The organism is Candidatus Methylomirabilota bacterium, from assembly GCA_027293415.1.
Taxonomy (GTDB): Bacteria; Methylomirabilota; Methylomirabilia; order Methylomirabilales; family CSP1-5; genus CSP1-5.
Map to the genome: position 1 here is coordinate 17,768 of JAPUFX010000131.1, position 21,768 is coordinate 39,535.

Genomic DNA, 21,768 nt, shown 5'->3' on the forward strand with positions numbered 1-21,768 from the left:
GCGGAGTGGGGCGAAGGAGGTGATGAGCCTTGGAGGAAAAGGGAGACCTGCAGGCCAAGATCTATGACAAGCGCGATCGGTTCTTCCGGTGGCTCGGACTGGGGGAGGACGGCATCTATCTGATCGCCGGAGGGTTGCTGGCAGCCACGGCGGTCTTCCTGCTCATCTCCACGGGCGGGGAATTCCTCGAGGCTGTCAAGGACGGCAAACTGCGACTTCACGCGATCGAGATCCTGGACAGCCTCCTCCTCGTCCTCATGCTCGTGGAGATCCTTCACACCATCCGGATCGCCATCCTGCAACACGCCCTGGTCGTGGAGCCGTTCCTCATCGTCGCCCTGATTGCCTCGGTCCGACGCATCCTTATTTTGACCCCGGAGGCAGCGGAGTTCATCAAGACCGACCAAAGTGCCTTCAGAAACGCCATGATCGAGCTGGGCCTGTTAACTTTCCTGATCCTCGTCGTGGTGATCTCCATCGCCATCCTCAGAAAGTATGCGTCTAAGCCTATATGATCCTTGGTGTTTCCTTCATGACCGGCCGCTCCCGTAAAAGAGAAATTGGAGAGAGATCGCTGCGCCGTTGATAGGAATTAACGCGGGGTAGTCGTAATGGGGTGATGGAATCGGGTGTGGGCGGATGGGCCCCACTGCCACACTCAGTTGCGAGGGGGACATTGGAATGAAGCGAGGGATTCTTTCACGCGCACGACGCTTTGTTTATCATGAGCTCCTCAGGGAGCACGCTTACCTTTTGGTCCTGCGGCTATTTATGGGCATTGGGTGGATTCGCACGTGTTTAGAAAAGCTGGCTGAGGCAGGGTGGTGGGATGGCACGGCTGTCTCCATATTTCTCAAGGGACAAATGATAACTGGAGAGGTTGTTTTTCCTTTCTATCAGGAGCTCATAACCAATGTCTTTCTCCCAAATGCCCTGGTCCTCGGTTTCATCATCATGTTTGGCGAGGGTCTGATTGGTCTGTCACTTCTGACCGGTACCTTCACGAACTTCGGGCTCTTGAATGGGATGTTACTTAACCTGAACCTGATTGGGGCCGGCGCCACCGATCCATCCGCTTTTTACCTGATTATTCAAAGCGTGTTGTTCATCTCTAACACTGGCGCCATTCTCGGGGTCGATATGCTTCTCTCGAAAAAGATCCCCTTTGCCCTGCTGGTGGCTCAACCCCAGTTTGAGCTCAAATATCTGTGGGTCGAGAAAGCGAGCTTTTTGGGATTGATCTTCGTTTCGGGTTTCATCGCTTCGTATGCCAGCTTCTATGTCCAGGATTGGAGCCCGAGTAGCGTGAAGGATCCGGCGATGATCGTTGTGGTTTTGGCGATGTTCGGGGCGCTTTCTTCCTTCATCACCTTCTTGCGCTTACTGTGGATTGGCTGGGGGCGCCCGATGGTCTGGGGTAGGGGGATCTCCGGGTAGCGTGCGCTAATAGGGGAAAAAGCAGAACCCAATTCGGATAATTCGTTCTGAGCATCAACGGTAGAGGGGTCTCTCCGGTGGGAAAGGTTCAAGGCCTCAAGTGTCCGAAGTGCATGATGGGCTACCCGGTCGGGATCAAGGAGCCTCGGTGCCAGCAGTGTCACTATGTCCTAGAGGTAGAGGTAGACCTGAGTGATCTCAAGCGGGAGGGACCCGACCTTTTCTTGCGGCGTAAGGATCGGAGCATCTGGCGATGGCGGGAGTTTCTTCCGATCGAAAAGGAGGAGGCGATTGTAACCCTCGGTGAGGGGGGGACACCCCTCTTGCCCGCAGGGCGACTACGGCAGGAGGTTCGAGGGGCCGACCTGTACCTGAAAAACGACACCCTGCTCCCCACGGGGTCGTTGAAGGATCGATCGAATGCCGTAGGAATCTCGCGTGCGGTGGAGGAGGGGCAGGATGTGGTAGCAGTTGCCTCCACAGGCAACGCGGCGTCTTCCGTGGCGGCCTACGCCGCCCGGGCGGGTCTTCAAAGCGTTGTTTTTGTTCCAGAGGTAACGGCCCCGGAAAAGGTGGTCCAAGCGGCCTCCTATGGCGCGCGAATCATCCGGGTGCAGGCGGACTACGACGGGACGGCACACCTCTACGGGCAGGCCCTGAAGTCGTTCGGCTGGTACAACTGCCTCTCGTCCAATCCGTTTCGGAATGAGGGGAAGAAGAGTTACGCCTATGAGATCTGGACGGACCTTGATGGCCAGGTTCCCGACTGGGTGATCCATCCAACAGCGGGCGGGACGGGCCCAGCCGCCTGCTGGAAAGGATTCAATGAACTGTACCGGCTGGGCTGGATCGACCGGCTCCCCAGGATCGTAGTGGTGCAGGCGGCGGCCTGCGCCCCCATCGTCGAGTCTTACCAAGCGGGGCGGGATGAGATCTTGCCGGTCGAGCCGCGACAGACCATCGCCGAGAGTATTCGGGTCGGAGGACCCTCTACCATGGCGTGGCGGGCCCTTCAAGCCGCCCGGGACTCAGGTGGGATGGCCGTGGCGCTCTCGGAGGTGGAGATCGAACGGAGCCAAAGTCTGCTGTCGAGAAAAGCCGGGATCTTCGCCGAACCGGCGGGGGCAATCTCTCTCGGGGCGGCCATTCGGCTGGCCCAGGATGGGCTGATTCATCCGGGCCACGTGGTCGTAGCGGTGATCACCGGCCACGGGCTGAAGCAGCCCCCAAGCGATCTCACCCTCCCGGTCGCTATTCCACCCGATCTCACCTCGCTGGGGGAAGCCCTCCAGGTCTCCTGACCTCCCGTGCCTTCCTCCAATTCCTTCCACCGAAGTATCAGCCCTGCAGTACCACCGTGTAGAACGAATAAGATCAAGACATCCTTCCAAGACCGTCTCTTTACCGGGAGATGGTGTCCGAAACAGAAGCGAGTAGTAAAGCCCGGTTGTTCATTGTAGGAATGCCACCATTTTCGTGGCAGGCACTCAGATGGGTCTGGGGTGGGGACTATCACCAGCCCAGTGGTGGGACTCTCCAACAGGGGAGGTTCGGGCCCAACTCCTTGACTCGTAGGCCTTAGATGCGGTCCGAAGGGCCGATTCCCTCACTGTCACGTCCAGACAGCGTCTGCTTGGTGGGATTTCCAACACTTGGTCCAGTTGTTGCATGTAGGACTTTAAGGATGCCTATGCAAGCTCGGAGATGTTCCAGGACCCAATGGACATTAGCCCAAAAGGCGGAGGGGGGGGTAACAGCATGCCGGTATACGTTTTCAGGATCCAGGTAGCTCCTGACGCGGAGCCGGAGCTCAAGGAGATAGCGGCGGTAGATTTTGTCACGGCGGTGCAAACCCTTGCGGCGTGGTGTCCCGGCGTCCACATTATCAAGCTAGAGGGGATCTGCACTGTACCCGCGGCGGTGGCCTAGATGCGGATGCAATACCCACTGAGTGGCGAGAGGCGACGTCATCGCCGGTGGGAGGTCGGAGGCAGGCACGTGGGTCGGCTTGACAGCGCCCACCAGGCTTCCATCCTTGATCTCAGCCTCGGTGGAGCCCTGATCGAACATGCGAGTAGCCACGTCTGGCCCGAGACCGTCGCATTTCTAACCCTGGCGGCCCCCGGACAGGAGGCTGGCCTGAAGTGTCGGGTCGCTCACTCGACAGTACACCGCTACGAGGTCCAGCCTACTGGGGACCGTGACCTGATCTACCGGTCGGGGCTGGAATTCTTAGATACCTCGGAAGCCTCCCTCCAACTCATCGATAAATTCATCGATTCCGTCAAAAAAGCAAATTAATTAGACCACTCTAGGAAATCGGATCCCTCATCTGCATAGATTGTCAACCTGCGTGTTTGGCGGGAAACGTCACACTGCAGAAACTCACGACTCCCTGCGGATCAGCCGCTTGCCCGTAATGGAGGAGTTGCCCCGTCTGCCCTCTCATCAAATGCAGGAGGGCATAGGTCGGGGACAATCCGCAGATTCGGCGGCGATCTCCCTCCTTGCTCACAAAGGAAAAGAAGCCGTCTGGATCGCCGGCAATGACGCAATCGAGCATCTCCCTGTCTTGGTCCTCGATCCATCGAAGCAAGCCAGGCGTGATTGGATCGGCATCTCCAAAGCGGGCCCCCATGTGGGCGAGGTCGACCCCTGCGATGAGGCAGACCGGCTGCTCCTGCGCTTCGAGGAGATCACGCAGGACCTCAAAGAAGCTCTGGACCTCTGGGTCATCCGAGGGGAGCTTTCCGTCAACGATCCGTTCCTGGAAAGAGTCGCACAGGATAGGGAGGATCCGGATGGGTCGCTTGGTCCCAACGAGGTGCTGGAGCAGAATGACTTGGAGTTCAATGGAGTGCTCGGTCCGATGGGCAATGTCATCCACAGCGAGGACACTGGAACAACGGTCTCTGAGTTGTTGCAGCAAATTATGATCTGTAGAAACGGAGCCGAGTGGTGTCTCGAAATCCTTCGCGCAAACAGCAAAGGGCTTCGTGGTTCCAGCGTGGGCCGTCCCAAAGATGACGAATAGCTCTGCTTCCGTCTTCTCGTTCAGCCCGCGATAGGCCCAGGCATATCCCACTGCACCCCGCATGTAATCAATATGGGGTGCGATCAGGGCTCGGAGGGGCTCCTGGACGGGTCCCGGCTTCCCGGCCGGGCCATCGGGATGATGCAGGAACTGATCGAGCATTTGGCGAAGCTCCGCCGTTTCTGCGGGGTAAGATTTGCCAGCCAGAAAGGCTGCACGGGTGTTGGCCCGTCGGAATGCCTCTTCGAGCGCCTTCTGATGTTGCGTAAAGCGATCACTCTCCAAAAAGTAGTGTTTATCGAGCGTCGCGATGAGCTCTTCCACCTTGTCCCGGAAGAGGATCTCCCCGTTGCGCCGGACATACGCTGCCTGGATGTCGAGGACAGAATGTGTGCCGTCGAAGTAGCGGAGGACATTCACGGCGGCGAGCGGAACAAAGAGGACCGCCTCGGTGACGTGGGTCGGGTCCCTGAGGCAGAGGACCTGCCTCCCGTGCATCTCGGTTGGAAAAGCCTCTACCGGCCTGAGCTTCGGATACTCCACTATCGAATCCGTCAGATAGTTAAGATCTCACTGGGAAGTCGGGGACTTTACGCACGGCGGGGTCCATTTACATCCCTGGAAGCTGTCTCGCCGGGGCAGCTCCGTGTGGATCGCATTAAGCACCTGCCACTTGTGGAGCGACCATTGCGGAGCCAGGAGGTGGTGCCGAGGCGGGTCCCCGGTGAGTCGATGAATCACCATGTATGGCGGGAGCATCTCCAAGAAGTCACAAACGGTCTCGACGTATTCCGTCATCTCCATCGGCCGATACTCTCCCCGAAGATACATGTCCCCCAAGACCGTTTGTTTGAGGATGTAGGTGAGATGGATTTTGATCCCGTCAACGGGTAATCTGGCGATCGCCTTCGCGGTTTCCAACATGTCTGCCCGGGTCTCTCCGGGGAGGCCCAGCATGACATGAACGCAGGTATGGACGCCCCGGCCTGCTGTTCGGCTGACGGCGTCAAGAAACTCGGCTGAGCCATGCGCCCGGTTGACTAGCGTAAGGGTCCGGTCATGGATCGACTGAAGTCCGTATTCAATGGCGACGTACGTCCGCCTGGCGGTCTCCTGCAGCAGGTCAAGGACCGGATCCGGGGCACAGTCGGGCCGGGTCCCAACCACTAGTCCCACGATGTCCTCGACCGCCAGTGCCTCTTCGTACAATTGCCTCAGGGTCTCAACCGAGGCGTACGTGTTGGTGTAACGCTGGAAGTAGGCCAGGAACTTTTCAGCTTTCTGCCGCTCGCGAACGTGGTGCTTCCCCCGCTCGAGCTGTTCCCGAATGGTGAAGGTGCCCACGGTGGAATGTCCGGAGCCCTGATGGCAGAAGATGCAGCCACCCACCGCCTTGGACCCATCATGGTTCGGGCAGGTAAAGTGAGCGTCGAGGGTGATCTTGTGAACCCGGCAGCCGAATCGCCGCTGCAAAAAGCTCCGGAGGTCGGCGTAGCGCTTGGTATGTGTCGACGAAGCTGTTATCATAACTTCCGTATATTAGCCTGGCGCTCTTGCGGATTCAAGCGCTGATGTGACCAGCTGGGATCTTTCACGGGGCGCTGCTTGGATGCTTGGATGCTGACATGCTCGGACGCTCGGACGTTAGAACGCTCGTAATGCTCCTCCCTTCTCGCATCCCAGCCTTCTCGCATTCCAGCTTTCTAGCCGACTGCGGGCGGCTGACTGCTGACAGCTATCACGGGAGGCACGATGCCCAACTCGGCGTTTGACATCATCGTCGTCGGAGCAGGGCATGCCGGCTGCGAGGCAGCGTTGGCATCGGCCCGCCTAGGCTGTCGGACGCTGCTTATCACGTTAGACCTCAATACGATCGCTGCCATGGCCTGCAGCCCCGCTGTCGGTGGGACCGGCAAGGGCCAACTCGTCCGGGAGATTGATGCCTTGGGGGGCGAAATGGCCCGCGTGACGGACCGGAGCGCGCTGCAATTTCGGATCCTGAATGCCTCGAAGGGCCCTGCCGTCCGATCGACAAGAGCCATGTGTGACAAACACAACTACCATCTGGCCATGCACCAGGTCCTGGAGGGACAAGGAGGTCTCCATCTCCTCCAGGGTAGTGTCGAGCACTTGGTTGTGGAAGATGGGCGAATCGCCGGCCTTGTCAATCAAGAGGGGACCTTCATTGGCGCCCGGGCCGTTGTGATCACCGCAGGAACCTTCATGAAGGGGCTCATTCACATCGGATCTACCAACTTTTCCGGTGGACGGATGGGTGAGCGACCTTGCCACACCCTCTCCGACTCCCTCCGAGAACTCGGGTTTGCGTTGGGGCGCTTCAAGACCGGGACCCCGCCCCGGCTCAAGCGAGATTCCCTGGACTTTGACCAGATGCAGCGACAGGAGGGCGATCCTGACGCCCGCCCCTTCTCCCACGCCGCAACGCAACTGGATCTCGTGCAGGTCCCCTGTCATATCACGTACACCACGGCCAGAACGCACGAGGTCGTCGGGCGGAACTTGGACCGCTCGGCCCTGTACGGTGGGGTCATCAAAGGGACTGGAGCCCGCTATTGCCCTTCCCTGGAGGACAAGGTGGTCCGGTTCTGCGGCAAAGACCGGCACCAGGTAATCGTGCAACCCGAGGGGCGGGATTCCGAGGTTTTCTATCCGGGTGGACTAGGAAATAGTATGCCCCTCGAGGTGCAGGAAGAGATCGTCCGCACGGTCCCGGGTCTCGAAAGGGCGGAATTTCTTCGACCGGCTTACGCCATCGAGTACGATTTTCTGTATCCTCACCAGCTTCATATCACGCTGGAGACAAGGCACGTGCAAGGGCTATACACCGCCGGCCAGATCAACGGGAGTTCAGGGTACGAGGAAGCAGCGGCCCAGGGGTTTTGGGCTGGGGTGAACGCTGCTCTCAAAGTTCAGGGCCAGTCCCCCTTTCTTTTGGACCGCTCCGAAGCCTACATGGCGGTGCTCGTGGACGATCTGGTGACGCGGGGGACGAGTGAACCGTATCGGATGCTTACCTCTCGGGCCGAGTACCGTTTGCTCCTCCGAGAGGACAACACCGATCTCCGTCTGATGGAAAAGGGCTACTCTCTCGGATTGATCTCCCGCGAGCAGTACGAGCGGGTGGAGGAAAGGAAACGGAAGATCCAGGAAGCCATGGGTCAGATCAAGAGTCGGAAACTCTATCCTGTGCCCAGTGTAAATGCGGCACTTGCTCGCCTCGGAACTTCACCCTTAAACGAGGCTACTCCAATGATCCAGGTACTGAAGCGGCCAGAGGTGGGGTATGCGGACCTGGTCATGATGGATGGAGAGATGGACGACGGGGACCCGGACCTCGCCCATCAGGTGGAGGTCCAGGTCAAATATCAGGGGTACATCCACCGCCAACTCCAGGAGGTGGAAAAGTTCAAACGTCTGGAGGCCCGGCGAATCTCCGAGGACGTTGATTACCACGTGATCCCCGGGCTGTCCAATGAAGTGCGGGAGAAGCTTTTGGCCATTCGCCCAACCTCGATCGGGCAGGCTTCCCGCATCTCCGGTGTGACCCCCGCCGCCCTTTCGATCCTTCTCGTCTACCTTGAACGTTATCGTCGGGGCGATGTGGGAGCAGTCAGCTGTCGGCAGTCAGCAATCAGCAATCACAGAGAGACATCAACTATCGCAGGCAACCCGGAGCTGACAGCAAACGGCTGATTACTGACAGATGCTTTTGCCGGCGAAGGAGGCTACCATGCCGGCCAATCTTCCCCCTCAATATCTTGAGGCCGAAAGGCGATATCGCCAGGCCAAGCATCACCCAGAAAAAATCCGGGTTCTGGAGGAGATGCTGGCTCTGATCCCCAAGCACAAGGGGACCGAGAAGCTGCGGGCGGACCTCAAGCGGCGACTTTCCAAACTGAAAACCGAGCTCGAAAGGCGTCCAGCCACCAAGCGAGGATCCGGGATCTTCGTAGATAGAGAGGGGATCGGCCAGGTGGTGCTGGTGGGTGCACCCAACGTGGGGAAGTCGGCTCTGGTGCGTTCCCTCACCAACGCCAGACCGGAGGTCGCGCCCTACCCCTTTACCACCAGAAAGCCACTACCCGGGATGCTCGAGTTTGAAAATGTGAAGATTCAGCTCGTGGACTTACCGGCCCTTTCGCCCGAGCTGGTTGAGGGATGGGTCGTAGGCATTATTCGCAACGCCGACTTGATCCTGTGGGTGGTGGACCTGGGTTCCGACGACTTGCTCGAACAGGTGGACGCGACCGAAAAGATCCTCATGCAGGCCAAGATCATCCCGGAGGGAGCCACGGATCGGAGGGAGGTTACAGAGCCAGGACAGGTTTACATACGGATCCTCATGATCGGCAATAAGGCAGACCTTCCCGAGGCAGCGGATCGGTTCCTGATCCTCCAAGAACACGTGGGTGGGCGTTTTTCACTCCTGAGCGGTTCGGCCATTGCCGGGACTGGATTGCAAGAGATCCGGCACCGGCTCTATGATGCCCTAGAAGTGCTGCGTGTCTATACCAAGGCCCCTGGCAAGGAGGCGGAGATTGCCCATCCGGTGGTCCTGCCCAGAGGGAGCACTCTTCTACAGGCGGCCGACGCGGTACACAAGGACTTTGCCGCAAAGCTCAAGTACGCCCGAGTCTGGGGATCTGGGAAATTCGAGGGGCAGCGGGTCCACCGGGAATACCTCGTGCAAGATGGGGACATCATCGAATTCCACATTTAAGCAATCAGCTGTCGGCTATTACCAGCAGATTTGAAATGTATGCTGTCAGCTATCGGCTGTCCGCTTGGGGTTGTTCGAGTTGGCTGCTGACAGCTGGCTATTGACTGCCAGTGCAAGAGGGGAGAGGGATGAAGCGGCAGCATCCACTGACGGCGTGGCGAGTGCTCAAACGATCTGTCGCCTTTTCCTGCCCCTTCTACCAGATTGCCCAGGAGGAGATCAGGCTCCCCACCGACCACATTATTGATTACTACTACGTCACGATCCCCCCATCGGTCATGGTGGTCCCGATGACCGCGAATGGACGGATCGTCCTCCTCCAACAATACCGATATCCTATCAGCTCCTTCTCATACGAGCTTCCGGGCGGGAACACCGAGGGGAAGTCGCCACTCGCGACCTGCAAGGCGGAGCTTTTTGAGGAGACAGGCTACCGGGCCCGGCGATGGAAGCGCCTCGGGACCTTTCACCCGTACTCGGGCATGAGTGACGAAATCTGCCATGTTTATCTTGCCACGGAGCTGACGCCTGGCACGTATCGCCTGGAAGAGCGTGAGTTTATCCAGGTGATTGAAATGTCGATTCAAGAGGTATATCGATGGATCGAGCGCAATCGCATCCGTGACGGAATGACCCTGGCCAGCCTTCTGCTGGTCCGGCCCTACTTGAGGAAGAGGGCTCATTGAAGATCGGAGAGTATATTTTTCGTCAGATAAAGGCCACGGGTGTGGATCATATCTTCGGGATTCCCGGGGATTTCTCCCTTCCTCTCTGGCGGGCCCAGGAGGCTGCAGGCCTTCAGCCAATCGTGGTGACCCATGAGCCGTCTGCGGGCTTCGCCGCTGACGCGTATGCCAGGCTGCGGGGCCTCGGGGCCGCACTGGTTACCTTTGGTGCCGGCGGCCTCAACATGGTGAATCCCATTGCTCAGGCGTTTGCCGAGCGCTCGCCTGTCTTGGTGGTGAGCGGGGCACCCGAGATCAGGGATCGAGACACGGACGCGTTACTCCATCACCGCGTGAAGACCTTCGAGTCCCAGGTGATCGTCTACCGCGAGGTCACCGCAGCTACCGCAGTGCTAGAGGATCCCGCCACGGCCCTTGCTGAGATTGATCGGGTGTTGGCTACAATCCTCGAGCGGAAGCGTCCGGGATACCTGGAGGTCCCGAGGGACATGGTGGATGTGGCCGGTGGTGCCTCGGGGAGTATGGCGGGCGGCAAGCAGCCCGAGCGGGCAGCCTTGGAGGAGGCTATGGGCGAGGTGGTTGATCGGCTCAACCAAAGCCTGCGACCCGTCGTCTATGCCGGGGTAGAGATCGAACGCTTTGACCTGCGCGAAAAGCTCATCGCGCTGGTGGAGAAGCTAAATCTTTCCGTCGTTACCTCGGTGGAGGGAAAAACAGTCTTCCCGGAAAATCACTCACACTTTGTGGGCCTCTACATGGGCCAGGTGGGTTCGGAGGCGGCCCGAAAGACGGTCGAGAGTGCTGATTGTGTCCTCATGCTGGGCACCTTCCTTACCGATGTGAACACAGGCCTCTTTACGGCCAAGATCGACCGGGCCAAGCTCATCTCCGCCTCCTCCGAAGAGGTGGTGGTGAGCTATCACCACTACCCTGGGGTGAGTTTGGTGGATCTCGTTGATTATCTTCTGGCCTCCGGGGAGGTGCGATCCCATTCTCTCTTCTCTGTGGCAGAGCCAGAAAGACCCAAGGGCCGGCCGGGCGTGCGATTGGAGCCATTCACCATCATCGAAGAGATTAACCGTTTTCTCCAGCCAGGGCGGTATATCGTCGTCTCGGATGTGGGGGACTGTCTGTACGCCAGCGTTGACCTCCGGACCGATCACTTCCTTGGGCCCGGATACTACAACAGCATGGGTTTTGGAATTCCTGCCGCCATCGCTGCAGGGTTGGCAGTGCCAGAGCGGCGAGTCATTGCCCTTGTTGGTGATGGGGGATTTCTCATGACGGGGATGGAGCTCGGCACGGCGCGGCGGCTTGGCCTTAACCCCATAATTATCCTTTGGAATAATGGATGCTACGGCACGCTGCGGGCTATCGGTGGTGCCAAGCCATATTTTGATCTTCCTTCCTTGGACTATGTCGCAATCGCCCGGTCTATGGGAGGGGATGGGGTACGGGTGGAAACACGCCGACAATTCCGTCAGGCCTTGGAACAAGCCGGGGAGAGCCAGACCTTCTTTCTCATCGAAGCAATGCTGCCCGCTGATCGAATGTCACGCACCTGGCAGCGGATCGCTGCCGAGGTTCGCTCCCGCGTTCAGCCCTAGCAGCTAGCAGCAGTCAGCAATCAGCTGTCGGCAAACAGCCGGAGAGAAGTATCACTCTCAGCGGTCCGCTTTAGTATTCGTCGATGGATCCGAGTTCTTGTTGACAGATGACCGCTCTGTAGTTCTAGCACTGTTGATCTGGAAGGAGGATTTGGCGGTACAGTGCCTCCGTAAACCCGCGGATGAGGAGGGAACCTCGGGAGATGACAGGGACGCGAAGCCTGCCATCCCGGTGAATGAGATACTGCTGGATCTCGTCATCCGTGATCTCGGTGCTGTCGAGATCCCACTCGTGAATTGCTGATCCCACCTTGACCCAGAGCTTCTGGTGTTGCTGAACGAGATGTCGGGTTTCTTTCGTGCCCAGGGGATTCGTGGAGATCTCGTGGACCACAAAGGGGATCTGGTGCTGCGAGAGGAACTCCCTCACCTCGACGCAGGTGGGTCACCCCTCGAGATTGTAAAGAATCGTTTCAGCCATGCTACCTCCTCCATTCTTTCCGCGAATCATCCTAGCCCGCATTATTCACGAGCGGAGTGTTTTCGTCAACAATGCGCCTACAGGTGCGGCCTGGGCCGCACGTGTAGGTTTCGACTGGCCGCTCCCACGGCCTGCTCAAGGCTAGCCCTGAGCGACGCCCCGCAAACGTGGGGCCGAGTCGAAGCCCGGGGGGCGGATTATTCATTCCTATGTGAATAATCTGGGCTAGCACGAGTTTCATTGAAAGAGAAGGTGGAGGGAAATTCTGATGGGCGAGGTTATGATGGTCGCCCAAGAAGGTTTGCAGAAGGACCTCCTCTTTTGGTAAAGTACATCAATCACTTTGGGCCGAACCGCGGGTGGTGCGGGATTCGGCCTTACAACAGTTTCCAAGCCATGCCTGAGCTGACCGTCGACAACGCGCGCTTCCAGCACTTCCGGTCGGTCCGGTGGATTCTCCCTGGAGGTCCTTTACGAGCCGAGGCGTATCACCCCGTCGTGGAGGGTGACGAATGCCCCGGGTGTCTGGTGTGCGAGCGGACCATTGGTTGGTTCATGGAGTTTGCCCGCATCGGTCGGGAACTCGTCGGCATCAACCTCAGAGATTGTGTGCACTGGCGGAGCCTCCACGACAACCCACAACCCCTCATCGTTCCCGCCTCCAATCTGCAAGAAATCAATCACCAGACAGTCGTGCAACTTCGGGAAGCCTACTACGCGATTCCCGAAGCTGCCCGTCCCTTCCTAGAGGACGTCTGGCCCCATGACCAGGGTCTCTCCCAGAGCGACCGCTTTGAGGATCGCCTGGCCATTGTGGAGCGGATGGTCAAACTCTGGGAGGATGGCCAATACGTCGGCTGGCCCAGTTAGTGCCGCACCTCCTTTCGTTTGTCAATCACACTCCGCGCTAGTGCGGCACTTCCGCTAGGGGGGCAGGCTCCCCTACGACCCCTCAGTGCCCCTGGTGCAAGCTTGCGGCATTGGCGCGGAATTGGTTGGAGGGGCACTGGTGCCGCATCAATCGATGACCGTTCGCCGACGACCGACGTCCGATAAAAATAGCTATCACCGGTCAGCGCCCAGCATTTCGGATGTTGCAAGTATGCACCTGCCTTTCAATCCGAAATCCGAAATTGCCAATCCGAAATCGCGTGATTGCTGACCGCTAGGTAGTTGCATGAAACCCACCTTTCAGATGCAATTGGTCAACGGCCCGTGGGGGGATCCGGCCCTGTACGTTCGGATTCGCTGGGCGCGGCGCGCTCTCCTTTTTGATTTGGGTTCTCTCACCTGCCTGCCAGCGGGCGAACTCCTCCGCGTGAGCGATGTCTTCGTGTCCCATACCCACCTGGACCACTTTGTCGGTTTTGATCATCTCCTCCGGACAGTCCTCGGCCGGGACCGCACCCTTAACCTCTATGGGCCTCCGGGCATCATTGACAACGTGGATGGGAAACTGAGGGGCTACACCTGGAATCTCGTCCAGGACTACACCCTGAACATCGAGGTGTTTGAAGTCGATGTTGACACCGTACGAAGTGCGCGCTTCCCTTGCGCCGAGGCATTCCCGAGACGCGATCTGCCGGCGCGTCCGTTTACGGGTGACCTTTGGACTGAGCCTGGTTTCCAAGTCCGCGCGTCGCACCTGCACCATCAGGTTCCATGCCTCGCTTTCGCGGTCGAAGAGCCCTTTCACATTAATGTTGATAAGGAGCGACTTACGCAGCTGGAGTTGCCCGTGGGGCCCTGGCTTGCCGATCTCAAGGCGCAGATCCGTGCAGGGGCCGCCGACGATACCCCGATTCAGGTACCCGGAGGGCGGGCACAGACATTCTTGCTTGGGGAGCTGCGGGTCAGAATGATCAACATCACCCCGGGCCAGAAGCTCGCCTATGTGACCGATGCACTTTACTGTCCCGAGAATGTGGCACGCATCGTGGCCTTGGCCAAGGGTGCCGACGTTCTCTACTGCGAGGCCGCCTACCTGGATCGGGATGCATCGCTGGCGACACAGCGGTGTCATCTCACCGCCAGACAGGCAGGGCTGATCGCCAGGGAGGCGGCAGTCCGGCGCCTCGCTCTTTTTCACTTTTCACCGCGATATGAGGGAAACGCGGAGGCTTTTCACCGAGAAGCCCGCGAGGCCTTCGGAGGATGGGTGACGGTGCCCAAGGGTCGCTGGAACTGAAAAGATATGTTGCATCTATTGAAAGGGGCAACTGTCGGGTGTGAAATCACCCTGAGACCGTAATCGTGGAGGCCCCGGAGCCCTTAAAACGGAGAAGGAGGACACGTATGCCCGCACAAGATTATTACTTCTCGCGAAAGGCTGTTCCCCGGTTCGGGAAGCTGTATTTTCTCAAAGTCCTCCACGAAGCCGATAGCGAAGGAGGCGGACGCAGTCTATTGGGATCGGTCGTCCAGGAGTTGCGTGAAGGTCTCTTTGGCTTAGGGCAGCATTACCCTGTCCCGCTGCACATGTCCAAGCCAGGGATTGTCCACGACGCCATCGAAAGGAATAGAAAACATCTCGACCTTGCCGCTGGTGACCGTATCGTGCTCTCGCAGAAGCTTGCTCAGGTCCAACAATCGGTTGTCATAAAACGGAAGGAGACTTTTGGTGCCGGGGTCGGCCCGTTTCCAAGCCTGCCGGCAAACTTTGGTCTCGACATGGACTATTCGCTCATGCGCCAGGTCACGTTGGCATTCGGCATGAACACGCAGTTCGAGTATATTCCTCTCGGTTATTTCGCTAGGCTGTACCAATATGTCGACGGCGACGACCGGAAGGTCGATCGAAGCGGGGCAATCGAGGACAACAACATCGTTGATTCCATCTTGCTGGCCAAGGAATTCCACGTCACTTTTGAGTCTGAAAAGGATTTCGACGCGGACTTCGAAGCGAAGCTCAAGGCGTTTAGCAACATACCCGGAGTCGGCGCCAAGGTTGCCTACGCCAGACAGACCAAACGGAAAATACTCGCCAAGGTCAGTGGGAAGCAGTATTACCTGGTTGCCTTAGGCGTGAGTGACTGGGATGACTTTGATCTGACATGAGAGGACGTGTTCTGGACTAGCAAAAGCCTTTTTCTCGGTCAACCTGGCTGCTCGGAGGCCATTCAGCTGTCGGGTTCAGGATCTCGGAGCTGGCTGCGGGCGGTCGCCGGAGTGGGGGATGGCTGGAGCTGCTTGACGAGTTGGTTGCGGAGACGGCGGAACCTGGCCCGCTGAGACTTGGGGATCGGGTCTCCCGGGATGAACTTCTGTGTGAGGGGGTTGACGAACCGACCATTTTTGATCACGCGGTAATCGAGATGGGATCCCGTAGCGAGACCGGTCGAGCCCACGTAGCCGATGACCTGTTTCTGTCGAACGCGAGCCCCCTTGCGGATTCGCCTGGCGAACCGCGAGAGGTGGTTGTACATGGTGCGATAGCCCAGTCGGTGCCGGATCAGGATCGACTTGCCGTTCCCCCCATTCCGTCCGGCCGAGAGGACCACCCCGTCGGCGACGGCCCAAACCGGCGTGCCGGGGGGGGCGGCATAATCGACGGCGAGGTGGGGCTTCACCCCGCCCAGGACCGGGTGGCGCCTGCGGTGGGAATAGCGGGAACTGATGCGGGTGAACCGGACTGGGGAGCGGAGGAAGGTCTTGCGAACGGATCGACCGTTAACGGTGTAATAGTCTCCTTTGCCCCGCTGGGTCTTGAAATAGATCCCGGTGTATGTCTTCTTACGCGTCTCATACTGGGCGATGAGGATCTTCCCGTAGCGGAGGAACTTCCCACCGCCGTACTCCTTCTCGACTAAGAGCCGAAATTGATCTCCGAGTTGAGCGTTGCTGTTGAAGTCGAAATCCCAGAGGAAGATGTTGACAAGCTGAATGGTGAGCTCGGGTTTTTCCCCGAGGGCATCCATGCTCTCGAAAAGGGAAGATTTGAGCTTCCCCGCAATTTTTTCCACCCGTCGTTCGATGGGGACTTCGTGCTTGGCCACCCGATACCCTGTTCCCTTCCGGGTCACCTCGTAGGACTCCAGAGGGGAGGCCTGGTACAGGAAACGGAGGAGGTCTCCGCTCTTATCCAGTGTGGCTTGAAAGGTTGCCCCTGCCGGAATCTTTCGAAAGTTGAGATACGGCCGGAGGGCGCGACTGAGCTGATGGATCAGATGGTGGGAGAGGCCTTTGGCGCTCAGGGCCTGAGCAAAGGTTTGCCCCTGTTTTATCGCGCCATTGATCACCTTGTGGAATGGACGTCGAGCGACGGGGGAGGGGGACTCTGCTACGGGAGGGGATGCGGCAGTGGATATGGAAGCCGGTTGTGGAGGCTCGGGGGTTCTCTTCCCGACTGGAAGGAGAAAGGAAATGACGAGGGCAGAGCAAAAGAAGAATCCTGCGAGAGAAAGCCCCACCCCGACTCCACCGGGGCCCTTGGATACGGGTCGCTGCCCTTTCAGGAGTCGGTCAATATCCCCTCGCGACTTGAAATCTCGCAATACCCCCTCCCGTTGGTGCTGGCTTATAACAAATAATTAAACCCAATGCAATGATTTTTTTAAGAGATGGATGAGAGTATTGATTATAGGTTATTGATATACAAGGTGTCAGGCGCTCTGTGTCTATGTTTTGTTCGGTTCGGATTCGCAAGGGTTCTGGGGGGGGCTTGGTAGATTTCCTGTGGTATTCCGTGTCCCGATGCGATACCTTTTCTAGCGTACTCGGGAAATGGTCGTGGAGAGCGTGATGGGGTGGCGGCATTTATGTGGGGTTCTGGGAAGCGCCCTCACGGGTCTGGGCCTTGCCACCTTCGTTTCTGCTGCCACTTTGGATCTCACCGGACCCAAGGAGACGACAAAAAACCTCACCACGAGAAATGTCTCTACCCTGATGGATGTGTCCACGGCGGTTCCGGAGGAGTTGCACCTCGAAGTTATCGAATTCATTCAGGTCGTCGAAACCTCGCGAGAGCGCATCATCCTCGTCCTGGATCGCATCGAAAGCGGTTTGTATCCTTCTAAGGAGGGGATGGAGCGGGCCAGGACCATTGCGACGACGTCGGCGCAAAGGGAAAAAGAATTCCTGCAGGCATTGATGGATCGCGTTCCGGCTCAAAGCGTCCCAAAGCTGGAGGAGGCGCTCACGGTGTCAGCCGAAAGCTGGAAGAGGATTCTGGCGGTAATCCACCTTCCCAAGCAGCAAGAAGAGCGGGGGCTTCCACAACGCCCCGGCTTTGACTTTAGTTACAGCCCAATCCCCACGTTTCCTCCCCCCAGGGAATAAACACGGTACTACGCCAGCACTATCTCCTGACTAGGCTGCGGAGAACGCCCAGGTTTCGGCGGTCAGCAGCCGCGGGGTCTTCCCCTTTCGGGGTCTCGAGGATCATGGGAATGCGCCGAAGTCTTGGATCGTTCAAGCAGAGACGGAACCCTTCCAAGCCGATGTGACCCTGACCGATGTGGGCATGGCGGTCCACCCGACTCCCCAGTTCTCGCTGGGAGTCGTTCAGGTGGATGCATTTGACGTGTTTCAGCCCGATCACATCGTCGAAGTGCCGCATGGTTTGTTCGTAGGCCTTCCGGCCCCGGATTTCGTATCCTGCGGCAAAGATATGGCACGTGTCGACGCACACCCCGACCCGTTCCCGTTGCGCTACCCCCTCTCGGATCGCCGCCAGATGCTCGAAGCGGTAGCCTAAGCTGGATCCCTGGCCGGCCGTGGTCTCCAGACAGATGACGACGGGGAAACCCTTGGTGCGATCCAAGACCACGTCAAACGCATTCACAACCCGCTTGATACCATCTGCCTCTCCAGCCCCGACATGCGCGCCCGGGTGCATGATCAGGTACGGGATCTCCAGAACTGCCGCTCGCCCCACTTCGACCAAGAGAGCCTCCAGCGATTTCCTGTACAACTCTGCTTGTGGAGAGGCCAGGTTGATCAGATAGCCGTTGTGGGCCACAACAGGCCAGATTCCAGTCGTTGCGCGATGTTGGTGGTAGGTCTTGATCTCGCGATCTGTGAGCGGCTTGGCTCGCCACTGGTTGTTGTTCTTCGTAAAGATCTGGATCGTGTCACAGCCGATCTGGTGGCCTCGGAGCAGTGCTTTGTCTACCCCACCAGCGATGGACATGTGCGCCCCCAACCTCGGCCCTGCCCGACTGAAGCGTTTACGGCTTAGGGTACCCTTCGAGCGCCTCACTGGCCATCTCCGCATCCGCGCCTACGGTTCATGCTTGACAGTTCAGGGTTCAGAGTTGATGGTGCGACGGGATCGTCTCGTCATTGGAAATTGATGCTTACAGACGGTGACCGTTCAGCAGCGGATCAGTTCTTTACCCTGAACGGTGAACCCGTAACCCTGAACCGCTTTTACCCTGAACCGTGAACTCTTAACTCTGAACGATTGCCCAACATGCCCAAGCGGCAAAGGGCAAAGTCGTACTTGATCGGATCGGCCGCATCGAAACGCTTTAGGTTCTGGGTGATGTCGAGTGCCATGGCCAGGCCCGGACTCTTCAGCCGAGTGAGGCCGAGCTGCCTCGAGACTTGGGCCACATGGGTATCCAGGGGGATAATCAGCTTCGAGGGTGTGAGGTCGGGCCAGAGGCCGAAGTCGATGTGGTCGCGCCGGACCATCCAGCGGAGGAAAAGGTGCAGGCGTTTGCACGCCCCTCCGCGCCTCGGGTTTGGGAGGAGATAATGCATCCCTTTCGAGAGATGGCCTCTGCGATAGACCGGTTGCGGGTCCAACTCGAGAAGCTGGTCAACCAGGGTGGTCAATGCTGCTCGGGTGTCTTCATGTCGATCGCTGTACCCGGTAAGGGTAAGGGCGCGGAGAGATCCATGCCGCTCCAGCGCCTGTCGGAGGAACCAGAGGAGGCAGATAACGTCCCTCCCGGTGTTAAAGCGGTACAAGAACCCGCGGAATCTCTCACCATCGTGCTTGGGGTTGAATTGCAAGAGAAATTGGTAGGGCTGGGGACCTAATACGTGGAGCAGGGCGTCGATCGGGGGGGTAAACCCTTCCACCCGGCCGTACGCAAAGCAGCTGGCGATAAACGCCACCACCTCGATATCTTCGGGTCGGTGGTACCGGCGGGGAAATTTGAGGGCCGACGTGGAAAGGTAGCTCAGATCATAAGTGTGATAGAGGCTGTCCAGATAGGATTTGAGGCGCAAGGGGGGCCCGCTCAGCCGGACCCGCATATGCTAGCGCTCCCGAAGCGAGTCCTGCCGCTTCTCCATGAAGCCTATGGCATAAGGACAGATGATGTGGGTTTTCGCGATCTGATCTTTAGACTTATAGTAGGCGGCAATCCGGATCGAATAGCCATTGACGGCGCCCGAGAGGGTGCCGCCCTTTACATAACCCCAGGGTCTGGGCTTCGCGATGTCGTTGACGGCCATTACGATGCCGACGGTCCCTTCATTGAAGTATTGTTTGTCCTGTGTCGAGAGCTGCGTGGTGGCCCGGCTCGGCCCGTACTTGGCATGGGAGTGGTAGTCGCCGACACATTCCCAGCGGGTCGTGCTTCGGACCGCCTCCTCCACCCGTTGACTCCGGTTCCAATCGATGTGGACCTCCCGATACTTTCGATTGGCAGTCTGGTACGGGACCGCAAACTCGACAAAAACCTTGTTAGGAGTGCTATGGCCGAGAATAATGCCAAAGCACTCCCGGCGGTATACCTCGATCGTAGAGACGAGGAGGCCGATGAAGGCATTTTCGCTCAGATAGACTTCCATCTCGATCCGTGCTTGTAAATGGAGTTAGTTAGCCCCGCATCTTTGCGAAAAGTAAGAAAGTCTCTGGTCTCTGAAAGCGCCAAAGGCGTGGGGTCGGTGGTGGTGCCCGTTGACTGAGGCTCTTCAGACATCCAGCAGTTGTTACAAAAATACCTCAGGCGCTGGGGGCTGGCAAGACCAAATTCTGCTTGACGAGACCAAAAAAATCGTCAGAATTTCTGTAATTCAGATTTTTTGAAGGAGGTGCACTTTGGTCCGTGTAATTTTAAAGGAGCGGGGGCAGATCACAATTCCTTCTAAGTTGCGGAAAAACCTGATGTTAAAGGCAGGAGACCTGCTTGAGATCGAGGTGAGGGGAGGCCACATCGTTTTGAAGCCCCTTCACGTTGTGGAACGCGGGGGAGACAGGTCTGAAGGATCTCCTGAGGAGCCGGGTGCATGAAGCCATTGATCATCGTCCACGGGGGTGCCGGCCGGGTTCCGGAAGAGGGCTGGGCCGAGCGCCGCGAAGGTTGTCGAGAGGCAGCCCTCGCAGGGTGGGAGTGCTTGGTACGAGGCGGGTCAGCCTTGGATGCCGTGGAGGAGGCAGTCGCCTTTTTGGAAGATCATCCTCTTTTCAACGCGGGGAGGGGCTCGGTGCTTAACGCCGCGGGCGAGGTGGAGATGGACGCCTCGGTCGTGGAGGGACAGACTCTGCAGGCTGGGGCGGTGGGCGCGGTGCAGCATATCCGAAATCCTATCCGACTAGCCCGACGCCTTCTTGAGGATGGTCGCCATGTGCTGCTGGTGGGGGAAGGGGCAAACCGGTTTGCACGGGAGATCGGGATCGAGACGTGCCCGCCGGATGATCTCATCACAGACCGGCAGCGCGCGAGATGGCAGGCAATGCAAGAGACCGGGTTCGGGACGGTCGGCGCGGTGGCGATGGACAAAAGGGGAGGCATTGCGGCGGCCACCTCGACGGGGGGCCTTCTCGGGAAGCGGTCAGGCCGCGTGGGGGACAGTGCGTTAATCGGGTGTGGGACATGCGCCGATGCGCTCTTGGGCGCGGCCTCCGCCACGGGAAATGGGGAGGCCATTATCCGAGTGGTATTGGCAAAGACCGCGGTTGATCTTCTGGGGGGAAACCGCCATCCCATGGATGCTGCGAGGATGGCCATTGAAATTCTAGAGCGGCGCGGACAGGGGGAGGGCGGCATCATCTTGATTGATCGGGAGGGGCACGTGGGTCATGCTCACAATGCGCCCTTTATGCCCGCTGCCTTCATGGACGAGCGTGCCCAAACTCCGACCCTTCTCTCTTGAGAAATCTTCTAGCTCCTACGTGATTCAGGTCAGAAAAAGCACCTTTACAGGCGAACGCACGGCGGGCTAGTATTGCGGTCAGAAATTGGCATGGATAGCAAAGGAGGCTCGGAATGCGATGGCAAATGTGGCTTATCGGTCTCCTTACCTCTCTTTACATTTTCGCACCTCAGGCCTGGGCCTGTGATTCCATGGGTCCCAATGGTCATGTTGGGGAAGCCCTGAGCGTGAGCCCCTCCGCCATCCAGATTCGGGACTTCCAAACTGGAAATCCCCTCAGCTTTCGGGCAACGGCGGAACAGCTCAGCGGTGTCAGGCCAGGGGACCGGGTCATGATCACATTCAAGAAGGAGGGTGACGTACTCGTCGCGGAGAAGATCAGAACGCTCCGCTGAATCGTCGTTACGGGCGTTCGATGAGGATGTCCCCTCCCTCCGCCTTCACCCGGTAGCTAGGGACAGGCTCGGAGGCAGGTGGGCCCATTGCTTCCCCAGTCTTGACATCGAACTGGGCACCGTGCCATGGGCACGTCACCGTGTCCCCATCCAGGTCCCCCTCCGAGAGGGGGCCGCCCGAGTGGGTGCAGGTGTCGCCGATCGCGTAGAAGGTCCCGTTCTCATTGAAGAGGGCAATCCGTTCTCCCTCCAGTTCCACCAGGATTCCCGTTCCGGCAGCAATATCTTTGGTCTCAGCGACCTTGATGAATTCGCCCATAGTTCCTCCCTTGCAGC

General features: G+C 58.4%; 23 protein-coding genes and 1 pseudogene. 16 read left to right on the forward strand and 8 right to left on the reverse strand.

The window, feature by feature from the left end; all coding sequences use genetic code 11:
• Positions 1-29 precede the first annotated feature (29 nt).
• From O6929_09325 to O6929_09345, 5 genes are all read left to right on the forward strand, one after another.
• On the forward strand, positions 30-515 hold the full coding sequence (locus O6929_09325; GenBank protein ID MCZ6480585.1) for a phosphate-starvation-inducible PsiE family protein: 486 nt from the start codon (positions 30-32) through the stop codon (positions 513-515).
• 166 nt (positions 516-681) lie between these two features.
• Complete coding sequence (locus tag O6929_09330) at positions 682-1,437, forward strand: hypothetical protein (GenBank protein ID MCZ6480586.1); 756 nt, start codon at positions 682-684, stop codon at positions 1,435-1,437.
• 77 nt (positions 1,438-1,514) lie between these two features.
• Positions 1,515-2,738, forward strand: coding sequence for a threonine synthase (locus O6929_09335; protein ID MCZ6480587.1), 1,224 nt, complete (start codon positions 1,515-1,517; stop codon positions 2,736-2,738).
• Between the two features lie 457 nt (positions 2,739-3,195).
• A complete protein-coding gene (locus tag O6929_09340; protein MCZ6480588.1) occupies positions 3,196-3,366 on the forward strand; it encodes a hypothetical protein in 171 nt (56 codons plus the stop codon).
• A 6-nt stretch (positions 3,367-3,372) separates the two neighbouring features.
• Entirely contained in the window at positions 3,373-3,738 is a 366-nt protein-coding gene (locus O6929_09345) for a PilZ domain-containing protein (GenBank protein ID MCZ6480589.1), read from the forward strand.
• Positions 3,739-3,781: 43 nt separating this feature from the next.
• On the opposite strand, the gene amrB is transcribed toward O6929_09345, so the two are convergent.
• Both amrB and O6929_09355 read right to left on the reverse strand, forming a co-directional pair.
• Positions 3,782-5,014 carry an AmmeMemoRadiSam system protein B gene (amrB, locus tag O6929_09350; protein ID MCZ6480590.1) on the reverse strand — a complete coding sequence of 411 codons (1,233 nt, stop codon included), beginning with the start codon at positions 5,012-5,014 and terminating at the stop codon, positions 3,782-3,784.
• Between the two features lie 27 nt (positions 5,015-5,041).
• Positions 5,042-5,998: a TIGR01212 family radical SAM protein gene (locus O6929_09355; GenBank protein ID MCZ6480591.1), complete on the reverse strand. Its 957-nt coding sequence runs from the start codon at positions 5,996-5,998 to the stop codon at positions 5,042-5,044.
• 225 nt (positions 5,999-6,223) lie between these two features.
• Here O6929_09355 and mnmG point away from each other — a divergent pair.
• The 4 genes and pseudogenes from mnmG to O6929_09375 all read left to right on the forward strand — a co-directional run bounded on the left by mnmG (position 6,224) and on the right by O6929_09375 (position 11,505).
• Positions 6,224-8,074: pseudogene (mnmG, locus tag O6929_09360) on the forward strand (tRNA uridine-5-carboxymethylaminomethyl(34) synthesis enzyme MnmG).
• A gap of 148 nt (positions 8,075-8,222) precedes the next feature.
• Positions 8,223-9,212, forward strand: coding sequence for a 50S ribosome-binding GTPase (locus tag O6929_09365; GenBank protein ID MCZ6480592.1), 990 nt, complete (start codon positions 8,223-8,225; stop codon positions 9,210-9,212).
• Positions 9,213-9,340: 128 nt separating this feature from the next.
• On the forward strand, positions 9,341-9,898 hold the full coding sequence (locus O6929_09370) for an NUDIX hydrolase (GenBank protein MCZ6480593.1): 558 nt from the start codon (positions 9,341-9,343) through the stop codon (positions 9,896-9,898).
• Positions 9,895-11,505 (forward strand): thiamine pyrophosphate-binding protein, encoded by a 1,611-nt coding sequence (locus O6929_09375; GenBank protein MCZ6480594.1) that lies wholly within the window; start codon positions 9,895-9,897, stop codon positions 11,503-11,505. Before O6929_09370 ends, O6929_09375 begins: the two co-directional genes overlap by 4 nt.
• A 124-nt stretch (positions 11,506-11,629) precedes the next feature.
• Here O6929_09375 and O6929_09380 read toward each other — a convergent pair whose 3' ends face one another.
• A complete protein-coding gene (locus O6929_09380; GenBank protein ID MCZ6480595.1) occupies positions 11,630-11,935 on the reverse strand; it encodes a hypothetical protein in 306 nt (101 codons plus the stop codon).
• 372 nt (positions 11,936-12,307) lie between these two features.
• On the opposite strand from O6929_09380, the gene O6929_09385 reads away from it, so the two are divergent.
• The 3 genes from O6929_09385 to O6929_09395 all read left to right on the forward strand — a co-directional run bounded on the left by O6929_09385 (position 12,308) and on the right by O6929_09395 (position 15,043).
• The gene (locus O6929_09385; GenBank protein ID MCZ6480596.1) at positions 12,308-12,856 is read left to right on the forward strand and encodes a hypothetical protein; all 549 of its coding nucleotides are present in this window, start codon (positions 12,308-12,310) and stop codon (positions 12,854-12,856) included.
• 307 nt (positions 12,857-13,163) lie between these two features.
• Positions 13,164-14,174 carry an MBL fold metallo-hydrolase gene (locus O6929_09390; GenBank protein ID MCZ6480597.1) on the forward strand — a complete coding sequence of 337 codons (1,011 nt, stop codon included), beginning with the start codon at positions 13,164-13,166 and terminating at the stop codon, positions 14,172-14,174.
• A gap of 107 nt (positions 14,175-14,281) precedes the next feature.
• On the forward strand, positions 14,282-15,043 hold the full coding sequence (locus tag O6929_09395; protein ID MCZ6480598.1) for a hypothetical protein: 762 nt from the start codon (positions 14,282-14,284) through the stop codon (positions 15,041-15,043).
• Positions 15,044-15,105: 62 nt separating this feature from the next.
• Here O6929_09395 and O6929_09400 read toward each other — a convergent pair whose 3' ends face one another.
• A complete protein-coding gene (locus O6929_09400) occupies positions 15,106-16,479 on the reverse strand; it encodes a peptidoglycan DD-metalloendopeptidase family protein (GenBank protein MCZ6480599.1) in 1,374 nt (457 codons plus the stop codon).
• Between the two features lie 247 nt (positions 16,480-16,726).
• Here O6929_09400 and O6929_09405 point away from each other — a divergent pair, with 247 nt between their 5' ends.
• Positions 16,727-17,263 carry a hypothetical protein gene (locus O6929_09405; GenBank protein MCZ6480600.1) on the forward strand — a complete coding sequence of 179 codons (537 nt, stop codon included), beginning with the start codon at positions 16,727-16,729 and terminating at the stop codon, positions 17,261-17,263.
• A 19-nt stretch (positions 17,264-17,282) separates the two neighbouring features.
• Here O6929_09405 and O6929_09410 read toward each other — a convergent pair whose 3' ends face one another.
• From O6929_09410 to O6929_09420, 3 genes are all read right to left on the reverse strand, one after another.
• Complete coding sequence (locus tag O6929_09410) at positions 17,283-18,116, reverse strand: deoxyribonuclease IV (GenBank protein MCZ6480601.1); 834 nt, start codon at positions 18,114-18,116, stop codon at positions 17,283-17,285.
• 239 nt (positions 18,117-18,355) lie between these two features.
• Positions 18,356-19,192 carry a TIGR02757 family protein gene (locus tag O6929_09415; GenBank protein ID MCZ6480602.1) on the reverse strand — a complete coding sequence of 279 codons (837 nt, stop codon included), beginning with the start codon at positions 19,190-19,192 and terminating at the stop codon, positions 18,356-18,358.
• A gap of 3 nt (positions 19,193-19,195) precedes the next feature.
• Entirely contained in the window at positions 19,196-19,732 is a 537-nt protein-coding gene (locus tag O6929_09420) for a Mov34/MPN/PAD-1 family protein (protein MCZ6480603.1), read from the reverse strand.
• Between the two features lie 250 nt (positions 19,733-19,982).
• On the opposite strand from O6929_09420, the gene O6929_09425 reads away from it, so the two are divergent.
• The 3 genes from O6929_09425 (at position 19,983) to O6929_09435 (ending at position 21,432) form a co-directional block, all read left to right on the forward strand.
• Positions 19,983-20,174 carry an AbrB/MazE/SpoVT family DNA-binding domain-containing protein gene (locus O6929_09425; GenBank protein ID MCZ6480604.1) on the forward strand — a complete coding sequence of 64 codons (192 nt, stop codon included), beginning with the start codon at positions 19,983-19,985 and terminating at the stop codon, positions 20,172-20,174.
• A complete protein-coding gene (locus O6929_09430; GenBank protein ID MCZ6480605.1) occupies positions 20,171-21,037 on the forward strand; it encodes an isoaspartyl peptidase/L-asparaginase in 867 nt (288 codons plus the stop codon). The genes O6929_09425 and O6929_09430 overlap by 4 nt, the downstream gene beginning before the upstream one ends.
• A 113-nt stretch (positions 21,038-21,150) precedes the next feature.
• Positions 21,151-21,432, forward strand: a complete 282-nt coding sequence (locus tag O6929_09435; protein MCZ6480606.1) for a hypothetical protein — start codon at positions 21,151-21,153, stop codon at positions 21,430-21,432.
• A gap of 7 nt (positions 21,433-21,439) precedes the next feature.
• Here the strand turns inward: O6929_09435 and O6929_09440 are convergent, their stop codons facing one another.
• The gene (locus O6929_09440; GenBank protein MCZ6480607.1) at positions 21,440-21,751 is read right to left on the reverse strand and encodes a non-heme iron oxygenase ferredoxin subunit; all 312 of its coding nucleotides are present in this window, start codon (positions 21,749-21,751) and stop codon (positions 21,440-21,442) included.
• Positions 21,752-21,768: the final 17 nt, after the last annotated feature.

Bases quoted from the DNA above. Each gene is read 5' to 3' on its own strand.
- O6929_09345 (MCZ6480589.1), top strand. From the start codon at position 3,373: ATGCAATACCCACTGAGTGGCGAGAGGCGACGTCATCGCCGGTGGGAG.
- O6929_09410 (MCZ6480601.1), bottom strand. From the start codon at position 18,116: ATGTCCATCGCTGGTGGGGTAGACAAAGCACTGCTCCGAGGCCACCAG.
- O6929_09390 (MCZ6480597.1), top strand. From the start codon at position 13,164: ATGAAACCCACCTTTCAGATGCAATTGGTCAACGGCCCGTGGGGGGAT.
- O6929_09395 (MCZ6480598.1), top strand. From the start codon at position 14,282: ATGCCCGCACAAGATTATTACTTCTCGCGAAAGGCTGTTCCCCGGTTC.
- O6929_09435 (MCZ6480606.1), top strand. From the start codon at position 21,151: ATGCGATGGCAAATGTGGCTTATCGGTCTCCTTACCTCTCTTTACATT.
- O6929_09340 (MCZ6480588.1), top strand. From the start codon at position 3,196: ATGCCGGTATACGTTTTCAGGATCCAGGTAGCTCCTGACGCGGAGCCG.
- O6929_09430 (MCZ6480605.1), top strand. From the start codon at position 20,171: ATGAAGCCATTGATCATCGTCCACGGGGGTGCCGGCCGGGTTCCGGAA.
- O6929_09405 (MCZ6480600.1), top strand. From the start codon at position 16,727: ATGGGGTGGCGGCATTTATGTGGGGTTCTGGGAAGCGCCCTCACGGGT.
- O6929_09420 (MCZ6480603.1), bottom strand. From the start codon at position 19,732: ATGGAAGTCTATCTGAGCGAAAATGCCTTCATCGGCCTCCTCGTCTCT.
- O6929_09415 (MCZ6480602.1), bottom strand. From the start codon at position 19,192: ATGCGGGTCCGGCTGAGCGGGCCCCCCTTGCGCCTCAAATCCTATCTG.
- O6929_09370 (MCZ6480593.1), top strand. From the start codon at position 9,341: ATGAAGCGGCAGCATCCACTGACGGCGTGGCGAGTGCTCAAACGATCT.
- O6929_09355 (MCZ6480591.1), bottom strand. From the start codon at position 5,998: ATGATAACAGCTTCGTCGACACATACCAAGCGCTACGCCGACCTCCGG.
- O6929_09440 (MCZ6480607.1), bottom strand. From the start codon at position 21,751: ATGGGCGAATTCATCAAGGTCGCTGAGACCAAAGATATTGCTGCCGGA.
- O6929_09330 (MCZ6480586.1), top strand. From the start codon at position 682: ATGAAGCGAGGGATTCTTTCACGCGCACGACGCTTTGTTTATCATGAG.
- O6929_09365 (MCZ6480592.1), top strand. From the start codon at position 8,223: ATGCCGGCCAATCTTCCCCCTCAATATCTTGAGGCCGAAAGGCGATAT.